A 17,306-nucleotide genomic window follows, 5' to 3' on the forward strand; every position below is an offset into this window, starting at 1 on the left:
GGGCCCACCCTCGCAGCGGGCCCCGTCACGCGCGATCAGAAGGTCAGCTTCCAGGAGTCGATGTAGCCGGTGTCCTGGGCGTACACGTCCTGCGCCTTCAGCCGCCAGGTGCCGTTGGCGACCTCCGACGACGCGTTCACCGTGTAGGTGGTGTTCACGTTGGGCGTGCTCGTGTTGCTGGAGTTCTTCAAGCGGTAGGTCGAGCCGTCCGGTGCGACGAGGTCCAGGACCACGTCGCCGCTCCACGAGTGCTTGACGTCCACCGTGGCCTTCAGCGTGGAGGGCGCGTTGCCGGCGATGCCGCTGACCGTCACGTTGCTGAACACGGCCGCGCCGGCGTCCGGGATGCTCACGTCGGCGGTGTTCTCGAACGTCTTGCCGGGCGGGTTGGGAGTGCCGCCGAGGCTGTCCGCCGCCGACTTGATGGCCGCCGCGAACGTGCTCACCTCGGTGTAGACACCGGGGTTGTCGGCCCGCGCGCAGCCGTTGCCGTGGCTGACGATGCCGACCTGGATCCACGCGCCCGCACCGTCGCGGCGGAACATCGGACCACCCGAATCGCCCTGGCAGGTGTCGGTGCCCCCGGCCAGGTCGCCCGCGCAGATCTCCGCGGCCGGCTTCAGGTCGCGGTAGTACGGGTCGGCGTTCTTGCACGTGGTGTCGTCGATGAAGCCCACCTGGGCCTTGAGCTGGTACCGGGACTGGCTGCCGCCTTCCCGGGTGGCGCCCCAGCCGGCCACGGTGAACACGCCCGAGTTGTAGGCGGTGCTGGTGGCGATGGGCAGCAGCGCCGCGCCGGTGATCGGAGTGGCGAGCTTGATCAGCGCCCAGTCGCCGCCGGTCGACGTCGGGTAGGTGGGTGAGCGGTGGACGTAGGTGGACGTCCGCTTGACCGCGGAGGTGTCCTGGAGGTCCACCACGCCGTAGGTGGCGGTGATGCCGGTGTTGTTGCCCGTGCTGTTCACGCAGTGGGCGGCGGTGAGCACGAGCTGCTCGGTGTACATCGCGCCGCCGCAGCCCATGGACAGCCGGACCATCCACGGGAACTCGCCCTTGGCGGCCGGGGTGCCGCCGACGACCTGCGGCGTGACGCCGCCGGGGTCCGGCGGCAGCGGTGCGGAGGAGGCTTGGCCGCCGAACGCGGCCAGGGTCGCGGCGATGCCCGCGGCAAGGGCAAGCGCCTTTCTCGCTGTGGTGCGCACAGTCTTCCTTCCCGCGCCCGGCCGGGGTGGTGCTCGCAGGGTGGCCGGACGTCGAGTCAGCAGGGATCGACCACCGGTCGAAGGACCGGCGGCTCATGATGCGCAGCCGGAAGCCTCGCTCACAATCCGACGATCGACGGGAATTCTTCCGGCGTTCCGCCTATTTCCCCGCTGTTACTGAATGATCGACCCGCTGACCGACGGGTCGGCCGCACCGAGGAAGAAGATCCCCCGGTAGCCGGGGGTCTCGAAGCCGGCGCTCGGGTTGCGGCGCAGCGCCGAGCCCTCCACCGACATCGTGCCGCTGCGGTCGTTGCTCACGAAGAAGACCGCGCCGCCACCTTCGTTCGCACGGTTGTCCTCCACGATCGAACCCGCGATCCGGACGGTGAACCGGTTGCCGTCGGCGTAGACCGCACCGCCGCTGCCGCCACCGGGCGTGCCGGGACGGGCCGGGTTCGCACCCCGACCGACCGCCGAGTTGCCGCTCAACACGCTGTTGAGCACCACCCAGGACACGCCGATGCTGCTCAACGCACCGCCGTTCGCGCACACCCCTCCTCGGAACGTGCTGCGGGTGACGTAGACCGGTCGGTCGTCGGACTGGCCGAGCACCCGCAGTGCGGCACCACCGAGATCCGGCCCGACCTGGTCGCACCTGTTGTCCTGGAACCGCGAGTCGACCACCTTCACCCGCCCGCCGCGCACGAAGATCGCCCCGCCGCCGCCACCTTCGGCGGTCTCGCCCGACGAGTCACCGCCCGCGAAGGTCAGGTTCTGCACGGTGAGGCGCGGGTGGTCCTGGTCCTGGCAGTGCGACGTGGTGATGCCCTGCGCGCGGTCGCACGTGTTCAGGTAGAGGATGCGCCGCTGCCCGCCGCCGCTGAGGGTCACCAGCCCGCCGCCGTCGATCACCACGTCGGGATCGCTGTCGTTGCGCACCTTCGCCGTCGCGGTCATCGCGATGGTGACGGGGTCGGGACCGCAGTCGAACGTCACCACCCCACCCGCCGCCACCGCCGCGACGACCGCTTCGGACGTGCAGCTCGCGGCAGTTCCGCTGCCGACGACCGTGGTGGGCCTGGAACTGTCCTCCGGCCCCGCTTCCGGCGGCACGAGCGCCGTTCCCGCCGGGTTCCCGGCGGGCTCCGGCCGTGGCCTGGCAGTCGTCGTCGTAGTGGTGGTCGTAGCAGTTGTCGTGGTCGTCGTGTCGGTGGTCGTCGTCGTGGTCATGGGCGATGACGACGACGAGGGCGCTGCCGCCGGCTGCGACGACGTGCCGCACGCGGCGAGCACGAGGGTCAACACGACCACCCAGGGCCCGCAACGACGTGACATGCGGGCACCCTAGGCAGCCACGGCAGAGGGCGTCGAGCTTTCGCACCAACTTGACACGGCGAAGTGTGAGTGGTTGATTAGTCTTATGCCGATCAAGGAACGCCGTCTCTCCACCGCCGACGAACGCCGGGAGACCGTGCTGCGGACCGCGCTGGGCACGTTCGGCGCGAAGGGCTACTACGGCACGACGACCGGCGAGGTGGCCAAGGCGGCAGGTATCTCCCAGGCATACGTCTACCGGCTGTTCCCCGACAAGGAAGCCCTCTTCCTGGCCGTCGTGGAGCGGTGCTTCGCCCGGATCAGGGAGAGCCTCGGCGACGGCGTGGCCGAGGCGCGGGGCACGTCACCCGAGGCCGTGCTGCACGCCATGGGAGACGTCTACGCGAAGCTCATCGCCAACGAGAACGCGCTTCTGCTCGTCCAGATGCACGCTCAGTGCGCGGCGATCTCCGAACCCGCCGTGCGCGAGGTCCTGCAACGCGGCTACGCCCGGACCGTCGAGTACGTGCGCGGCGTGTCGGGTGCGAGCGAGGCGCAGGTCCAGGAGTTCTTCGCGCGCGGAATGCTGTGCCATCTCGTCGTCGCCGTGGACGCGGCGGAGGTGGACGCCCCCTGGGCCCGCATCCTGGCCGCCGGCATCCGGCACTACTGACCAGCGGAGAAGGGCCGATCCCTCCTCGATCGGCCTTTTCTTCGGCAACAAGAGTGAGTGATCAACCAGTCACTTGCGAAAGGAGGCACCATGCACCCCAACCCCGACCACACCGATCGCACCGGACTGTCGGTACCTCATGGGACGATCGAACCGGGGGCCGGAGGCCAAGCCGCCACCTCCGACGCCCCGGACACCTCGGACACCTCGGACACCGGCAGTCGAGCCGACGCCGCCTCCCCGAACACCCAAGGCCCAGCCGACCTATCCCAAGGTCGAGCGGACCCAGCTCGAAATCCAGCCGACCTGACCCGAGGTCGAGCCGACCCAGCCCAAGATCCAGCCGACCTCACCCACGGTCAAGCCAACCCCACAGGCTCCGTCGCCGGCGCGCCGTCCAGCACCTCCCGCCACGTCACCCCGGCCGGAGGCCCACCCCGCCCCGGCACCGACGGCAAAGCCTTCGCCGTCCTCGCGACCGCCCAGTTCCTGGTCGTCCTGAACACCTCGATCGTCAACGTCGCCCTCCCCTCCATCCGCACCGGCCTGGACCTGTCCCCCACCGGCATGTCCTGGGTCGTCAACGCCTACGGCCTGGCCTTCGGCGCACTCCTCCTGGCAGGCGGCCAACTCACCGACGTCCTGGGCGCACGCCGCATCCTGCTCATCGGCCTGTCCGCGTTCGCGGCGGCCTCCCTGGCCGCCGGCCTGGCACCGACCGCCCCGCTCCTGATCGCCGCGAGAGCCGTCCAAGGCGCGGGAGCCGCCCTGCTGGCCCCGGCCGCTCTGGCACTCGTCCTCCGCCACCACCCCACGAGACTCGGCGTCTGGGGCGGCGTCTCCGGCGCGGGCGGCGCGGCCGGTGTCCTGCTCGGCGGTCTGCTCACCGGCACCCTCGGCTGGCAGGCGATCTTCCTGGTCACCGTCCCGGTCACGATCGCCGCGATCGGCGCCACCCGACTGCTCGTGCCCCGCGACTCCCCCACCGGAGGTCGCCTGGACGTCACCGGCGCCGTCACCGCGACCGGCGGCCTGGTGGCCCTCACCTACGGCCTGACCGCCCCGGACCCCGTCCTCCCCGTCGCCCTGGCCGCGATCCTCCTGACGACCTTCCTGATCACCCAACGCCGTGCGAAGTCCCCCGTCCTGCGCACCTTCACCACCACCGGCCGCGCGAACACGGCCATGGCGGTGCTCGGCGCGGTGTGGGTGAGCCTGTTCTACTTCCTCCCCCTCTACCAGCAACAGGTCCTGGGCTACCCGCCGCTCGTCGCCGGTCTCGCGCAGCTCCCCCTCGCCGGCGCGGTGGTGCTCGGCTCGGCGTTCGCCCCGCGCCTGCCGCGCCGAGCCCTGCCCGTCGCGCTGACCGCCCTGGCCGCCGGCCTGGCGTGGTTCGCGACCGGCCCGGCGTTCCCGTTCGACGTGCTCGGTCCGTCCCTGCTCACCGGCGCGGGGCTGGGCGTCGCGTTCGTCCACCTCACCGTCGACGCCACCCGCGTCCCCACCGCCGACGCCGGGGTGGCGGGCGGGCTCGTCAACACAAGTCGCCAGGTCGGCGGCGCGATCGGGTTGGCCGCACTGGTCGCGACCACCACCGGTTTCGCCGCCGCCTTCACCGCGACCGCCGTCCTGGCCGCCGTCGCGGCCGTCCCGACACTCCGAGGAGCACAACGATGAAGCCGTACCTGGAAGGCCACTACACGCCCGTCCCGGACGAGGCCACCGCCACCGGGCTGACCGTGCGCGGCTCGCTGCCGGCCGAACTGCGTGGCCGATACCTGCGCAACGGCCACAACCCCAAACCCGGTGTCACGCCGAGCCACTGGTTCAAGGGCAGCGGCATGGTGCACGGCGTGCGGCTGGTCGACGGCCGCGCCGAGTGGTACCGCAACCGGTGGGTGCGCACGCCCGCCCTGGACGGCGACACCTCGCACGACTTGAAGGCCAGCGTCGCCGGCACGCACGTGATCGGGCACGCCGGGCGCATCCTGGCGTTGCAGGAGGCGAACCTCCCGTACGAGTTGACGCCGGAACTGGACACGGTCGGCGCGTTCGACTTCCACGGCAAGCTCACCACCGCGATGACCGCGCACCCCAAGGAGGACCCGGCGACCGGGGAACTGCACTTCTTCTCCTACTCGCCGTTCCCGCCGCACCTGATCTACTACGTCTCCTCCACCGCCGGTGAGATCAGCCGGGTGGAGGTGGTGGACGGCGCGGGTCCATCGCTCATGCACGACTTCGGGCTCACCGAGAACCACGTGGTGTGGCTGGACCTCCCCGTCGTGTTCGACCCGGCGGAGCAGTCCGGCATCCCGTACCGGTGGAGCGACGACTACCGACCGCGGATCGGCGTGATGCCGCGCGTCGGCGCCCCGGAAGTCACGTGGTTCGAGGTCGAGCCGGGTGCGCTGCTGCACGTCGGCAACGCGTACGAGGACGCGCAGGGTCGGGTGGTGGTCGAAGGCCCGCGTTACGACCGTGCCGCGTGGGAGACGTCGTGGAAGTGGTGGGTCGGCGCGCCCGGTCACGGTCCGGAGCCGTTGACCGGCGCGGTCAGCCACCGCTGGACGCTCGACGTCGCCTCCGGTACCGCCCGCGAGGAGATGCTGGACGTGCTCACCACCGAGTTCCCCACCATCAACGAAGACCTGCTGGGCCGGGCGACGCGGTTCGGCTACGCGGTCGCGTTCCCCGGCAGCGGCCACGAGGGGTACTCGATCGTCAAGTACGACAACGTGTCCGGCTCCCGGCAGCTAGCGCCGATGGGCGAGCGCCGGATGCCCGGCGAAGCCGTGTTCGTGCCCTCGGGTCAAGGCGAGGACGAGGGCTACCTGCTGACGATCGTCAGCGACCTGGCCCGCGACACGTCCGAACTGCTCGTGCTCGACGCGACCGACATCCGGCGCGATCCCGTCGCGGTGGTGGAACTTCCCCGCCGCGTCCCCGCCGGCATCCACGGCTCCTGGATCCCCGACTCGGAACCGGCGTGGGTCATGGACGTCGAGCGCGACGCCGAACGCGCCTGAGCGTCTGCTGAAGGAAGCGCGGCAGGGGTGGCGGCGGTGGGTCGGGCGCAACATGCTGCGGACATGCCGGATCTGGACGAACGGGCCGCCGTGCGCAGGCTGCACGACCGGTTCTGCTTCGGTCCGCGGCCAGGGGACCTGGACCGGGGCTTCGCCGACACGGTGGACCGGCTGCTCGCCCCGGCCACCGCCGCCACTCCCGGACTCACGCTGAGCCCGCCGGTCGTGGCCAAGGGTGACCGGGAGGCCCGCAAGGACGCCAATCGGCAGCGGGCGGCGGACGAGAAGACGCTCACCGGGTGGTGGCTGGAGCGGATGGTCGCGACGGACACCGCGACCGAGCGGCTGACCTGGTTCTGGCACGGGCACTTCGCCACCAGCGAGCAGAAGGTGCGCAGCCCGTGGCACATGCTGGCGCAGAACGAGAAGTTCCGGCGGTCGGGCCTGGACGGGTTCCCCGCGCTGGCCCGGGAGATGGTCGTGGACCCGGCGATGCTGCTGTGGCTGGACGGCAACGACAACCGGGCCGGGTCGCCGAACGAGAACCTGGCGCGGGAGTTCCTGGAGCTCTTCACCCTCGGCATCGGGCACTACGCGGAGCAGGACGTCCGTGAGGCAGCGCGTGCGCTCACCGGGTGGACGGTGCGGCGGGACTCGGCTGAAGCCGAGTTGGTCGCCAGACGGCACGACGACAAGCCGAAGACGATCCTCGGCGTGACCGGGGCCTTCACCGCCCAGTCCTTCGTGGACACCGTACTGGCTCGACGCGAGTCGGCGGAGTTCGTCGTGGGACGGCTGTGGTTCCGCCTGGTCTCCGCCACGCCACCGGCACCCGGGGCGCTGGCGCGACTGGTGGCGGCCTACCGCGAGGACATCGGGTCCGTGCTGCGGGCGATCGCCGCCGAACCGGCGTTCCGCGACCAGGCCACCACGCTGGTCAAGCAGCCGGTGGAGTGGGCCGTGGGGCTGATGCGGGCGCTCGGCGTGAGCTGGGAATCGTTGGACGACAAGGCCGTCAAGCAGTTCGGCAACGGGTTGCGCGGCATGGGGCAGCTTCCGTTCCGCCCACCGAGTGTCGGCGGGTGGGCGGCCGGCGGGGCGTGGCTGACGACGGCGGCGGGCGTGGCGCGGCTCAAGGTCGCGCAGCTGATCGCCGAACGGGCCGACCTGCGTTCGGTGACCGGGGTCGACGCGATCCGCGAGCGGTTGGGCGTGGACGCGTGGTCGGACCGGACCCGCGACGCGCTGGCGAAGGTCGCCGACCACCCCGGGCAGCTGGCGGCCGTGGCCGCGTGCGCCCCCGAATACGTGGTGAGCAGGTAATGGACAAGCTGACCCGACGCCGGTTCCTCACCCTCTCCGGAGTCACCGCGGCAGGCGCCCTCGCCGTCGGCGCGACCCGCGTGGACTGGGACACCCTGATGACCGCGGCGGCCGACGACCCGCTCGACCCGGATGCGGCCGTGCTGGTCGTCGTCACCCTCTACGGCGGCAACGACGGCCTCAACACCGTGATCCCGGCCGCCGACCGCGCCTACCAGAACGCCCGGCCCGATCTCGCCTACCAGCCGGAGGACGTGCTCGACCTCGGCGAAGGCCTCGGCCTCAACCCCGGCCTCAAAGGGCTCAAGTCGTTGTGGGACAGCCAAGGCCTGGCGATCGTGCGCGGCGTCGGCTACCCGGAACCCGACCGCAGCCACTTCCGCTCGATGGCGATCTGGCAGACCGCGTCACCCCGGACCTCGGTGCCGACCGGCTGGCTGGGCCGCTGGCTCGACGCGACCGGTGCGGATCCGTTGCGGGCGCTGTCCGTCGAACCCGTGCTGCCGCCGATGCTGGCCGGGGCGCAGACCGCCGCCGCTTCGCTGCCGTTGGGCGGCTTGACGTTGCCGGGCGGGAAGCTCGGCGCGGCGTTCGCCGCCCTGGGCGCGCCGCAGGCCGGCGAGGAGGCGTGGCAGGCTCGCGCCTCCCGGTCGGTCGCCGACCTGCACAACGTCGTGCGGGTCCTCGGCGGGGCGGCGCACGACCAGTCCGGTGAGGACGATCCGGACGAGAAGCGCGACAAAGGCGCGTCGGCGGGCGGAAGCTCGCAACTGGCCGCTCAACTGGACATCGTGGCCAACCTGATCGAGGCCGACGTACCGACCCGCGTGTATTCGGTGTCGCTGGGCGGTTTCGACACCCACTCCGACGAACGCGACACACAGCAACGACTGCTGACCGAGCTGGACGGGGCGCTGACCCCGTTCGTGCAACGGATGAAACGCACCGACCGTGGCCGCCGAACGGTCGTGCTGGTGTACTCCGAGTTCGGCCGCCGCGTGCACGCCAACGCGAGCGACGGCACCGACCACGGCACCGCCGGCCCGGTCTTCCTGCTGGGAGAGAAGGTTCGCGGTGGTTTCTACGGCGAACAGCCGAGCCTGACCGACCTGGACAACGACGACCTGAAGCAGACCACCGACTTCCGGGACGTCTACGCCACCGTGCTCTCCGACGTCCTCGGCACCGACCCCGGCCGGGTGCTGGACGACCACCGAGGCCGGATCGACGGCCTGCTGCGCACCTAGCGCCTGTCTCGAAAGCCTGGCTTCGCACTCGGATCGACCCGGCGCGCGCTCAGCGAAGCTCACCGCCCCCACAGCAGGTTCCCCAGCGCGGACAGTCACGGCACAGGCAATCGAGCCGTCCGGGCTCGGGCACACCGACCGCACCTCCACGTCCCTGGTGCACAGGTCGCCGGCCGCCGGGGAAGCGGTGGGCCGACCCTACTTCCCCGGCTGCGCCGGCCGATCAGCGGAAGGCGTGCGCGTGCTCGGTCGCCCACTGGGAGAAGGTCCTGGCCGGGCGGCCGGTGACCTGCTCCACCGTGGGCAGCACGGTGTGGACCCGCTCCGGCGGGTCGGTACCCAGCCGCACGATCGATTCGACCTCGTCCTCCCCGAGGCCGGCTTCGCGCAGTTCGCGCCGGGCTTCCTCGGCCCCCACCTCCACCGTCCTCAACGGTCGACCGAGGGCTTCGGAGAGCAGCCGCGCGGCTTCGACCGGGGTGAGTGCCTGCGGTCCGGTGATGGTGTAGGCGCAGCCGTCGTGCCCGTCGTCGAGCAGCGCCGCCGCGGCCACCGCCGCGATATCGGCTTCGTGCACCATCGCGCTCGGGCAGTGGGCGAAGGGCAACGACACCGGCAGGTCCGCACGGACCGAAGGCGCCCACTCCAGCATGTTGGCCATGAACTCCACCGGTTGCAGGTGGGTCCACTCCAGGCCGCTGTCCTCGACGGCAGCCTCCACCGGCCCCGGCTCGAACCCCGTCAGCACGGTCACCCGGCGCACGCCCGCCTTCTTGGCCAGTTCCAGCACCTCTCCGGCGTTCTCCAGCGGCGCGTAGCCCTCACCCCCGAACGAGATCAAGTGGAGCGCCGTGACGCCGGCGAGCGCCGTGGGTAACGTCTCCGGGCGGGTGAGGTCGCCCGCGACCACCTCTGCGCCTTCCGGCACCCTGGCGCGTAGCGGGTTCCGGGTCATGGCCCTCACGTCATGGCCGCCGCGCACCAGCTGGTCGACCAGGTGACCGCCGACGGTCCCGGTGGCCCCGGTCACGAGAATGGTCATCGCCGTTCCTCCGTACGTAGTCGTGATCCCGGCACGGGCGAATCGCGCCCATGGGCGCCGGGACTCGGTCGAAAGGTGCCGGAATTCGGGCCCCACCACCGCCGGGCATATGGTTGCGCCCGATCCGCGTTCTCCGAAATGCACCCGTTACCGCCGTCGTGGTAAGTCAGCCACGACGGTCGAGGTAGACCTCGATTCCGTCGAGCACTCGCTGGAGACCGAATTCGAACTCGTCCTCCGTGTAACTCTCGGAGGCCGGACTCATTCCCAGCGACCTGGTGACCTCCAGCAACCGCGGATATCGAGGCCCCGTCCCGGCGTCGCCCTCGCCGGGAAGGTTGGCGAGCCACCACTCCGCAGCGCCCTCACGGTCCTCTCCACGTGAGGGAAGACCGTGGACCCAGCTCAGCGCCAACCCCTGACCGTAGGAGTTCACCACGCCGAGGAGGTAGAGCTTCTCCGCGGCCGAGAGCCCGAACCCGTCGAAGATCGCCAGCGACCACTCCATCGCTGCGAGCATGTTCGGGCCCATGGGCGGCTTGGCGGTCGCCGTGGCGGCCGGCATCCAGGGGTGGGCGAGGTAGGAACGCCAGTCCTGCCGCGCCGTCGCCCGCAACGCCTCACGCCAGTGCCCGGGCCGGTCCGCCGGATAGGCGAACTCCTCCACCACCTGGTCGATCATCAGCTCGATCAGAGCTTCCCGGTTCGCCACGTGGCGGTAGAGCGCCATGCCCGTGGCGTTGAGCCGCTGCCCGACCCCGCGCATCGTGACCGCTTCGAGGCCGCCCTCGTCGGCGACCGCTATCGCGGTCTCGACGATCAGCGACAGCGACAGGACTGCCCGCACCTTCGATGCCACCGTCCCCACATCCCGCTTGCCCGGAGTTTCAGTATACGTTGTCAGCAGCGCTGTTTACAACGTAATCAGGCAGGGGATTCATAACTTCGCTTCCACCACCGGCCGGCTTTGGTGGCCATCGGCGGGTGGACCCCGGGCCGCGCCGGTGGCGCCGTCGTCGGCACGTCAGCGCCCGACCCGCTCCACCAGCCGTTCCACCCCGTCCAGCAGCCTGGCGAGGCCGAACGTGAAGTCGTACCCCTGCGCGCCGGCGGCGCCCGCCAGGTCGAACGTGCCGGCGTCGACCACCCGGCGCAGCGCGGGATGGCGCTCACCGTCCACCAGCTCGTCCAGCACCGCACCGTAAGCCTGCTCGGACTCGGCGGACACCTCGATCGAGAACCGCGCCTGGCTGACCACGAAACCCGTGCACAGCAACAGGACCGACATCCGGTCGCCGGGCGACAGCGGTGTCTCCTCCAGCACGCGCAGGGCGTGGTCCATCCACGCCAGCTGGTTCGGCGTGGTCGGCGGGCCGGCCGTCTGGATCTGCAGCGCCCACGGGTGCCGGAGCAGCACGGCGAGGTGTTCGCGACACCACCGCTCCATGCCCGCACGCCAGCCGTCGAACGGCTCCCACAGGGTCGCGGGCGGTTCGGCGAGGGTGTCCAGGACCAGCACCAGCAGCTCGTCCTTGCCGCGCACGTGCCGGTAGAGGGACATGGTGGTGAAGCCGAGGCGCTCGGCGACCCGGGCCATGGACACGGCGGCCAGCCCGTCGGCGTCCGCCAGCTCGATCGCGGCCCGCACGATGCGGCGGACGCTCAGCCCCGGCTTGGGTTCCTTCTCGGGTCGGTCCAGCCGTTCCCACACCGACTCGTCCATGGCCTCGCAATCCGTGCTCGTCGCAGGCTTGCAGTCTAGTCGAGTGTACGAGATACACTCGGTGTATGACATACACAATCGAGGCGGTGGGGCTGCTCAAGTCCTACCGCGGCCACACCGTGCTCAAGGCCCTCGACCTGGGCATACGCCAAGGCGAGGTGTTCGCGCTGCTCGGCCCGAACGGCGCCGGCAAGACCACCGCGGTCCGCATCCTCGCCACCCTGCTCAGGCCAGACGGCGGCACCGCGCGGGTCGCCGGGCACGACGTCGTCACCGCGGCCCGGCAGGTCCGCGCCGCGATCAGCCTCACCGGCCAGTACGCGGCCGTGGACGAACTGCTCACCGGCCGCGAGAGCCTGGTGATGATGGCGAAGCTCCGTCGCCTGGGCCGCCGCGAAGCCCGCCGGCGCGCCGACGACCTGCTGGAGCGCTTCGACCTCACCGACGCCCGCGACCGCCGGGTCGCCACCTACTCCGGCGGGATGCGCCGCCGCCTGGACCTGGCCGCCGGCCTGGTGTCCCGCCCGCGGGTGCTGTTCCTGGACGAACCGACCACCGGCCTGGACCCGCGCAGCCGGCGCGAGGTGTGGGCGGCCGTCGTCGACCTGGCCCGCTCCGGTGTGACCGTCCTGCTGACCACCCAGTACCTGGAGGAGGCCGACCACCTGGCCGACCGCATCGCCGTGCTCGACCACGGCCGGGTCGTCGCCGAGGGCACCGCCGCGGAACTGAAGGCCAGGGCCGGCACCGGGACGATCGAACTGTTCTTCCCCGACGCCCCGACCCTGGACCTGGCGTCCACCACCACGAGCGGCTTGGTGGACCACGAGAAGCTCAGCCTTCGCGTCCCCGGCGACGGCAGCGCCCACGCCGTCCGGGAACTACTGAATCTGATGGTCCGCAACGGCATCCACGTCGACCGGCTCGACCTGCACCGCCCCACGCTCGACGAGGTCTTCCTGTCCTTGACCGACCGTGCGCTCGAAGGGGTCTGACATGCTGCGCGATTCGCTCACGTTCATCGACCGGGGCCTGCGGCACAGCGTGCGCAGCGTGGACGCGCTCCTCGTCGCCGTGGTCCTGCCGGTGGTGGTCCTGTTGCTGTTCGTCTACGTCTTCGGCGGCGCGATCACCGTGGGCACGCAGTACTTGGACTACGTCGTGCCGGGGATCATCGTGCTGTGCGCTGGTTACGGCGCCGCGGGCACGTCGGTCGGCGTGAACACCGACATGACCACCGGCGTCATCGACCGCTTCCGCTCGCTGCCCATCGCCGCCTCGGCCGTCCTCGCCGGTCACGTGGTGGCCAGCGTCGCGCGCAACGTCGTGTCGACCTCCCTGGTGCTGGTGGTGGCACTGCTGATCGGCTTCCGCCCCGCCGGCGGCCCGATCGCGTGGCTGGGTGTGGCGGGTGTGCTGCTGCTGTTCATGACGGGCATCTCGTGGCTCGCGGCCTGCTTCGGCCTGCTGGCCCGTCGACCGGAGACGGCCGGGGCGTTCTCCTTCGTGGTGATGTTCCTGCCGTACCTCAGCAGTGCGTTCGTGCCGACCGGGACGATGCCGGCGGCACTGCGGGGAATCGCCGACAACCAGCCGGTGACGCCCGTCATCGAGACGTTGCGCGGCCTGATGCTGGGCGGACCGGTCGGCGACCACGGCACGCGGGCCTTGTTGTGGTGCACGGGTTTCGTGGTGGTCGGTGTCGTCGGCGCGGCCTTCCTGTTCCGCCGCCGCACCGCGCCGTGAACGGCCGCGCCGACGGCGTAGTGCGGGTGGCATAGTGCGGAGGTGGCCGAACGCAGACGCGGAACTCCGACTCCTCCCACCGACACGACCGTGCTCGACCGGGACTGGACGGTGAATGAGATCGTCGGTGAGCGGTACGAGCGGACGGCGTTCGTCGACGTCGACATGGCGGACCTGGCGAACCGCGGTTCGACGTTCACCGAGTGCGTGTTCCGCGGTGTGGAGTTCAACGTGTCCACCCACACCGACGCGGCGTTCCTCAACTGCACGTTCGCCCGGTGCGAGTTCTTCGACGCGACGTTCACCGACTGCAAGATGGTCGGCAGCACGTTCGACGGGGGTTCGTTCGACCTGATGAAGGTCATCGGCGGCGACTGGTCGTTCGCCGGGATGCCGGGGCTGGACCTGCGGCGGGCTTCGTTCAGCGGGGTCCGGATGCAGGACGTGGACCTCACCGGTGCGCGCTGCCAGGGTGCCGAGTTCGCGAACGTCGATCTGACCGAGGCGTGGCTGCACGGCGCCGACTTCACCAAGGCGGACCTGCGCGGCTCCGACCTGTCCGGCATCGACCCGACCACGGTCGAGCTGACCGGGGCCAGGATCGAGCCGGAACAGGCCATCACCATCGCCCTCGCCCTGGGGCTGCGCATCGGCTGACCGGTGTCGCCCCGTCCGCCGTCCTGGTGCTCGACTCGTCACCGGACGGTGTGGTGGGCATCTAATCGGCCACCAACCCGGACAAGCCCACCCGGCTCCGCCTTGACAGGCAAGTGTGCACTTGCCTATAACTGTACCGGTGGAGGCGGAACCCGACCTGTTCAAGGCCATCGGCGACGCGACGCGACGCACCATCCTGGACGAACTGACCGAGAAGGACGGTCAGACGCTGTTCGAGATCTGCGGCCGGCTGACCGTGAAGCACGGCCTGGCCTCCTCCCGGCAGGCCATCTCGCAGCACCTCGCGGTGCTCGAACAGGCCGGCCTGGTGCACACCCGGCGGCAAGGCCGGTACAAGTTCCACCACATCGACACGAGCCCGCTGCGCTCGATCTCCGAGCGGTGGCCCATCGACAGAGAGGCACCGAACCCGTGATCCGCATCAACATCACCAGCGTGTTGGTCGACGACCAGGCCAAGGCGCTGGCCTTCTACACCGAGAAGCTCGGGTTCACCAAGAAGACCGACGTGCCCGCCGGCGAGGCCCGCTGGCTCACCGTGGTCTCCCCCGCCGACCCGGACGGCGTCGAACTGCTGCTGGAACCGGACGGCCACCCGGCGGCGAAGCCGTTCAAGAACGCCCTGGTCGTCGACGGCATCCCGTACACCCAGTTCGCCGTCGAGGACGTGTACGCCGAGGTCGAGCGGCTCAAGGGGTTGGGCGTCGAGTTCACCCAGGAAGCGACCGACCTGGGCCCGGTGGTCACCGCCGTGTTCGACGACACGTGCGGCAACCTCATCCAGATCGCCACCATGAAGTAGTCGCCCCCGCCGGCGGACATCGGGACCGGCTGGTTCGCCGCTGCCTGCCCGGCCCGACCGCGAAGCCGGGACGGGCGGCGGCTCCGGCCACGGCTCCGACCGCCGCGAGATCGGCAGCTCGATCAGTGGCTCGATCAGTGGCTCGATGATCGTCCATAAAGGTCCGATGGTGTGTCGTCGGCGAAATAGGCCGAGACCAGCCGGGTCACGGTGGTCAGCGGGAGCAGTTCGCCGTCCGTCTTCAGGGCTTCCCTGATCAGCGGCGCGTCACCGGGGTGCGCGCCGAGCGCGATGACGACCTCCGCGACGTGCTCGACGTCCACGATCCCGTCCACCGCCGCACCGCACTCCCGGATCGCGACGGCGTCCGCCGCACCGATCCGGCACGCCAGGTCGGCGGCACCCAGCGCGGCGACGAACCGGGCCCGCGGCACCGGTCCGTCCGCCCCGCAGCGCGCCGACAGGGACAGCCACGACACCTCGTAGCCGGCCCTGATCCGTTCCGCCCCGATCGAGTCCACCGGAATGCGGAACCGCCGCACCAGGCGTTCCGCGAGGCCGGTGAAATCCCGTTGTCGGACCATCCCGTCGTCGTTCGCGTCGAACATGTCGAAACGCTTCGCGTGCTTGCCGCGCAACTGCGCCAGGTCGTTCATGACCCGTCCTCCCCCTCAGGACAGGGACGCTCCGCCGCACCACAGATACACCGTCACGGGCCTCGTCGGCCGCTTCGTGACCTGTTGGGGTGAACCTGGCGACCTGCCCTGGCCATTCCGAGGTCACCCACTAGCGTCGGGGCTCCCGGCGTCTTCGGAGGAGGCGGCAATGGCCGATCCAGGGTTGCGCGTGGTCGAACGGGACGGTTCGGCGCGCGACTATGCCATCAAGGACTTCCTGGCCCGCAACCAGGTGCCGTTCGAGACCCGGACGGACCCCGGCCTCACCTCCGTCGCGGTGGAACTGCCCGACGGCTCGGTGCTCGCCGAGCCCAGCCTGATCGAACTCGCCACCGCCCTCGGTCTCACCGACGAGGCCGGCAGCAGCCACTACGACCTCGTCGTGGTCGGTGGCGGCCCGTCCGGGCTGGCCGCCGCCGTGTACGCGGCGTGCGAGGGGCTGCGGGTGGTGATCGTCGAGGACGACGCGCCGGGCGGCCAGGCCGGGTCCACGTCCCGGATCGAGAACTACCTCGGCTTCCCGGCCGGGCTGTCCGGAGGCGACCTGGCGCAGCGCGCGCTGGCGCAGGCGCGGCGGTTCGGCGTGCAGTGGATGTCGGCCCGGAGGGCGACGGCGCTGCGCCGCGACCGGCGGGCGTGGGTGGTGGACAACGACGACGGCTCCAGCGTGCGCGGCGCGGCGGTGCTCGTGGCTACCGGGATGCGGTGGCGGGAGCTGGATGTGCCGGGTGCGGCCGAACTGCGCGACGCGGGCGTCTTCTACGGCGCAAGCACCCCGGTCGCCGTGCGGACCGCGGGTGACCGGGTTTTCGTCCTGGGGGCGGGGAACTCGGCCGGCCAGGCAGCGCTCTACCTGGCCGAGCACGGGCGTCGGGTGACGCTGCTGGTGCGCGGGCCGTCGCTGGCGGGCAGCCCCATGTCGCGGTACCTGGTGGACCGGATCGAGGCCTCGGAACTGGTGGACGTCCGACCGCACGCCGAGGTGGTGTCCGTCGGCGGGACGGACCGACTGAGCGAGATCGTGTTGCGGGACAACGACTCCGACACCGTCTCGACCGTGCCGGCCACCTCGCTGTACGTGCTGATCGGGATGACGCCGTGCACCGACTGGCTGGGCGGGCAGGCGACCACGGACACGCGCGGGTTCCTGGTCACCGGAACGGATCTGCTGCGCATCGACGGGGCGTGGCGGCTGGACCGCGACCCGCTGCTCACCGAGACCACGCTGCCCGGGGTGTTCGCGGCGGGTGACGTGCGGTCCGGCACGGTGAAGCGGATCGGCTCCGCGATCGGGCAGGGCGCGGTGGCCAGCCAGGCGATCATGGAGTACTTGAAGGACGTTGCCGTGCAACGGATCCCGGAGCAGGCGCGGGTGTCGTCGTTCGACCTGCTGGACGGCGACCGGGACGGCGTCCTCGGCGCGGCCGACCTCACCGCGTTCGGGCGGCGGCTGGTGGCGGCGTTCGACGAGTCGCCGGACACCGAGCGGGCGCGGCGCGTGCACGAGGCGTGCGGCGAGTTCTGGGCGGTGCTGTCCCGGTTCTCGGACAAGGACTCCCCGGACGGCGAGGGCGTCGGCCGAGAGGCGTTCGTGGGCGCCTTGGACGAGCTGGCCGCGCTGAACGCGTTCGCCCCGTTGGCCGACGCCGTGCTGTTGTTGTCGGACACCGATTCCGACGGTTCGCTCACCCTCGGCGAGTTCCAGCGGCTGTTGGGAGCGCTCGGCGCACCGACCGACGCGGCGGCGACCACGTTCGGCGAACTCGACCACGAGCACAGCGGCTACCTGGACACGACCCGCCTCGCCGCAGCGGGCGTGCTGCTCGGCCGGGACTGAAGCCCCGGCCG

The 17,306-nt window shown here is 71.1% G+C and carries 18 protein-coding genes and 1 pseudogene; 12 read left to right on the forward strand and 7 right to left on the reverse strand.

What is annotated here, in order from left to right:
* Positions 1 to 35 precede the first annotated feature (35 nt).
* The 3 genes and pseudogenes from FHS29_RS38315 to FHS29_RS30050 form a co-directional block, all read right to left on the reverse strand.
* Positions 36 to 353 (reverse strand): proprotein convertase P-domain-containing protein, encoded by a 318-nt coding sequence (locus tag FHS29_RS38315; protein ID WP_312865171.1) that lies wholly within the window; start codon positions 351 to 353, stop codon positions 36 to 38.
* A gap of 48 nt (positions 354 to 401) precedes the next feature.
* Positions 402 to 1,202, reverse strand: a pseudogene (locus FHS29_RS30045) (S1 family peptidase); the annotation flags it as partial.
* 174 nt (positions 1,203 to 1,376) lie between these two features.
* Entirely contained in the window at positions 1,377 to 2,162 is a 786-nt protein-coding gene (locus FHS29_RS30050) for a hypothetical protein (RefSeq protein WP_246440998.1), read from the reverse strand.
* Between FHS29_RS30050 and FHS29_RS37205 the strand changes: the two genes are divergently transcribed.
* The 6 genes from FHS29_RS37205 (at position 2,137) to FHS29_RS30075 (ending at position 8,791) form a co-directional block, all read left to right on the forward strand.
* Complete coding sequence (locus tag FHS29_RS37205; protein WP_246440999.1) at positions 2,137 to 2,553, forward strand: hypothetical protein; 417 nt, start codon at positions 2,137 to 2,139, stop codon at positions 2,551 to 2,553. The two genes, FHS29_RS30050 and FHS29_RS37205, sit on opposite strands and share 26 nt — an antisense overlap.
* Positions 2,554 to 2,625: 72 nt before the next feature.
* On the forward strand, positions 2,626 to 3,192 hold the full coding sequence (locus FHS29_RS30055) for a TetR/AcrR family transcriptional regulator (protein ID WP_184696433.1): 567 nt from the start codon (positions 2,626 to 2,628) through the stop codon (positions 3,190 to 3,192).
* A 90-nt stretch (positions 3,193 to 3,282) separates the two neighbouring features.
* On the forward strand, positions 3,283 to 4,869 hold the full coding sequence (locus tag FHS29_RS30060) for an MFS transporter (protein ID WP_221456860.1): 1,587 nt from the start codon (positions 3,283 to 3,285) through the stop codon (positions 4,867 to 4,869).
* A complete protein-coding gene (locus FHS29_RS30065; protein WP_184696435.1) occupies positions 4,866 to 6,221 on the forward strand; it encodes a carotenoid oxygenase family protein in 1,356 nt (451 codons plus the stop codon). Before FHS29_RS30060 ends, FHS29_RS30065 begins: the two co-directional genes overlap by 4 nt.
* 63 nt (positions 6,222 to 6,284) lie before the next feature.
* On the forward strand, positions 6,285 to 7,544 hold the full coding sequence (locus tag FHS29_RS30070) for a DUF1800 domain-containing protein (protein ID WP_184696438.1): 1,260 nt from the start codon (positions 6,285 to 6,287) through the stop codon (positions 7,542 to 7,544).
* Entirely contained in the window at positions 7,544 to 8,791 is a 1,248-nt protein-coding gene (locus tag FHS29_RS30075) for a DUF1501 domain-containing protein (protein WP_184696440.1), read from the forward strand. The genes FHS29_RS30070 and FHS29_RS30075 overlap by 1 nt, the downstream gene beginning before the upstream one ends.
* A gap of 223 nt (positions 8,792 to 9,014) precedes the next feature.
* Here the strand turns inward: FHS29_RS30075 and FHS29_RS30080 are convergent, their stop codons facing one another.
* The 3 genes from FHS29_RS30080 to FHS29_RS30090 form a co-directional block, all read right to left on the reverse strand.
* Positions 9,015 to 9,833 (reverse strand): NAD(P)H-binding protein, encoded by an 819-nt coding sequence (locus FHS29_RS30080; RefSeq protein ID WP_184696442.1) that lies wholly within the window; start codon positions 9,831 to 9,833, stop codon positions 9,015 to 9,017.
* Between the two features lie 166 nt (positions 9,834 to 9,999).
* The gene (locus tag FHS29_RS30085; RefSeq protein ID WP_184696444.1) at positions 10,000 to 10,692 is read right to left on the reverse strand and encodes a TetR/AcrR family transcriptional regulator; all 693 of its coding nucleotides are present in this window, start codon (positions 10,690 to 10,692) and stop codon (positions 10,000 to 10,002) included.
* Positions 10,693 to 10,857: 165 nt separating this feature from the next.
* Positions 10,858 to 11,556 carry a TetR/AcrR family transcriptional regulator gene (locus FHS29_RS30090; protein ID WP_184696446.1) on the reverse strand — a complete coding sequence of 233 codons (699 nt, stop codon included), beginning with the start codon at positions 11,554 to 11,556 and terminating at the stop codon, positions 10,858 to 10,860.
* A 65-nt stretch (positions 11,557 to 11,621) separates the two neighbouring features.
* Here FHS29_RS30090 and FHS29_RS30095 point away from each other — a divergent pair, with 65 nt between their 5' ends.
* From FHS29_RS30095 to FHS29_RS30115, 5 genes are all read left to right on the forward strand, one after another.
* On the forward strand, positions 11,622 to 12,551 hold the full coding sequence (locus FHS29_RS30095; protein WP_184696448.1) for an ATP-binding cassette domain-containing protein: 930 nt from the start codon (positions 11,622 to 11,624) through the stop codon (positions 12,549 to 12,551).
* A 1-nt stretch (position 12,552) separates the two neighbouring features.
* A complete protein-coding gene (locus FHS29_RS30100) occupies positions 12,553 to 13,302 on the forward strand; it encodes an ABC transporter permease (protein ID WP_184696450.1) in 750 nt (249 codons plus the stop codon).
* A gap of 42 nt (positions 13,303 to 13,344) precedes the next feature.
* Positions 13,345 to 13,959, forward strand: a complete 615-nt coding sequence (locus tag FHS29_RS38320) for a pentapeptide repeat-containing protein (RefSeq protein WP_184696452.1) — start codon at positions 13,345 to 13,347, stop codon at positions 13,957 to 13,959.
* Positions 13,960 to 14,098: 139 nt separating this feature from the next.
* Complete coding sequence (locus FHS29_RS30110; RefSeq protein WP_184696454.1) at positions 14,099 to 14,395, forward strand: ArsR/SmtB family transcription factor; 297 nt, start codon at positions 14,099 to 14,101, stop codon at positions 14,393 to 14,395.
* A complete protein-coding gene (locus tag FHS29_RS30115) occupies positions 14,392 to 14,781 on the forward strand; it encodes a VOC family protein (RefSeq protein WP_312865165.1) in 390 nt (129 codons plus the stop codon). Before FHS29_RS30110 ends, FHS29_RS30115 begins: the two co-directional genes overlap by 4 nt.
* A 134-nt stretch (positions 14,782 to 14,915) precedes the next feature.
* Here FHS29_RS30115 and FHS29_RS30120 read toward each other — a convergent pair whose 3' ends face one another.
* Positions 14,916 to 15,437, reverse strand: coding sequence for an EF-hand domain-containing protein (locus FHS29_RS30120; protein WP_184696456.1), 522 nt, complete (start codon positions 15,435 to 15,437; stop codon positions 14,916 to 14,918).
* 169 nt (positions 15,438 to 15,606) lie between these two features.
* Between FHS29_RS30120 and FHS29_RS30125 the strand changes: the two genes are divergently transcribed.
* Positions 15,607 to 17,295, forward strand: coding sequence for an FAD-dependent oxidoreductase (locus tag FHS29_RS30125; RefSeq protein ID WP_184696459.1), 1,689 nt, complete (start codon positions 15,607 to 15,609; stop codon positions 17,293 to 17,295).
* Positions 17,296 to 17,306 lie beyond the last annotated feature (11 nt).

This window comes from Saccharothrix tamanrassetensis, from assembly GCF_014203665.1.
Lineage (GTDB): Bacteria > Actinomycetota > Actinomycetes > Mycobacteriales > Pseudonocardiaceae > Actinosynnema > Actinosynnema tamanrassetense.

Bases quoted from the DNA above. Each gene is read 5' to 3' on its own strand.
- FHS29_RS30070 (WP_184696438.1), top strand. From the start codon at position 6,285: ATGCCGGATCTGGACGAACGGGCCGCCGTGCGCAGGCTGCACGACCGG.
- FHS29_RS30060 (WP_221456860.1), top strand. From the start codon at position 3,283: ATGCACCCCAACCCCGACCACACCGATCGCACCGGACTGTCGGTACCT.
- FHS29_RS30090 (WP_184696446.1), bottom strand. From the start codon at position 11,556: ATGGACGAGTCGGTGTGGGAACGGCTGGACCGACCCGAGAAGGAACCC.
- FHS29_RS30100 (WP_184696450.1), top strand. From the start codon at position 12,553: ATGCTGCGCGATTCGCTCACGTTCATCGACCGGGGCCTGCGGCACAGC.
- FHS29_RS30065 (WP_184696435.1), top strand. From the start codon at position 4,866: ATGAAGCCGTACCTGGAAGGCCACTACACGCCCGTCCCGGACGAGGCC.
- FHS29_RS30095 (WP_184696448.1), top strand. From the start codon at position 11,622: ATGACATACACAATCGAGGCGGTGGGGCTGCTCAAGTCCTACCGCGGC.
- FHS29_RS30075 (WP_184696440.1), top strand. From the start codon at position 7,544: ATGGACAAGCTGACCCGACGCCGGTTCCTCACCCTCTCCGGAGTCACC.
- FHS29_RS30055 (WP_184696433.1), top strand. From the start codon at position 2,626: ATGCCGATCAAGGAACGCCGTCTCTCCACCGCCGACGAACGCCGGGAG.
- FHS29_RS30120 (WP_184696456.1), bottom strand. From the start codon at position 15,437: ATGAACGACCTGGCGCAGTTGCGCGGCAAGCACGCGAAGCGTTTCGAC.
- FHS29_RS30080 (WP_184696442.1), bottom strand. From the start codon at position 9,833: ATGACCATTCTCGTGACCGGGGCCACCGGGACCGTCGGCGGTCACCTG.
- FHS29_RS30125 (WP_184696459.1), top strand. From the start codon at position 15,607: ATGGCCGATCCAGGGTTGCGCGTGGTCGAACGGGACGGTTCGGCGCGC.
- FHS29_RS30050 (WP_246440998.1), bottom strand. From the start codon at position 2,162: ATGACCGCGACGGCGAAGGTGCGCAACGACAGCGATCCCGACGTGGTG.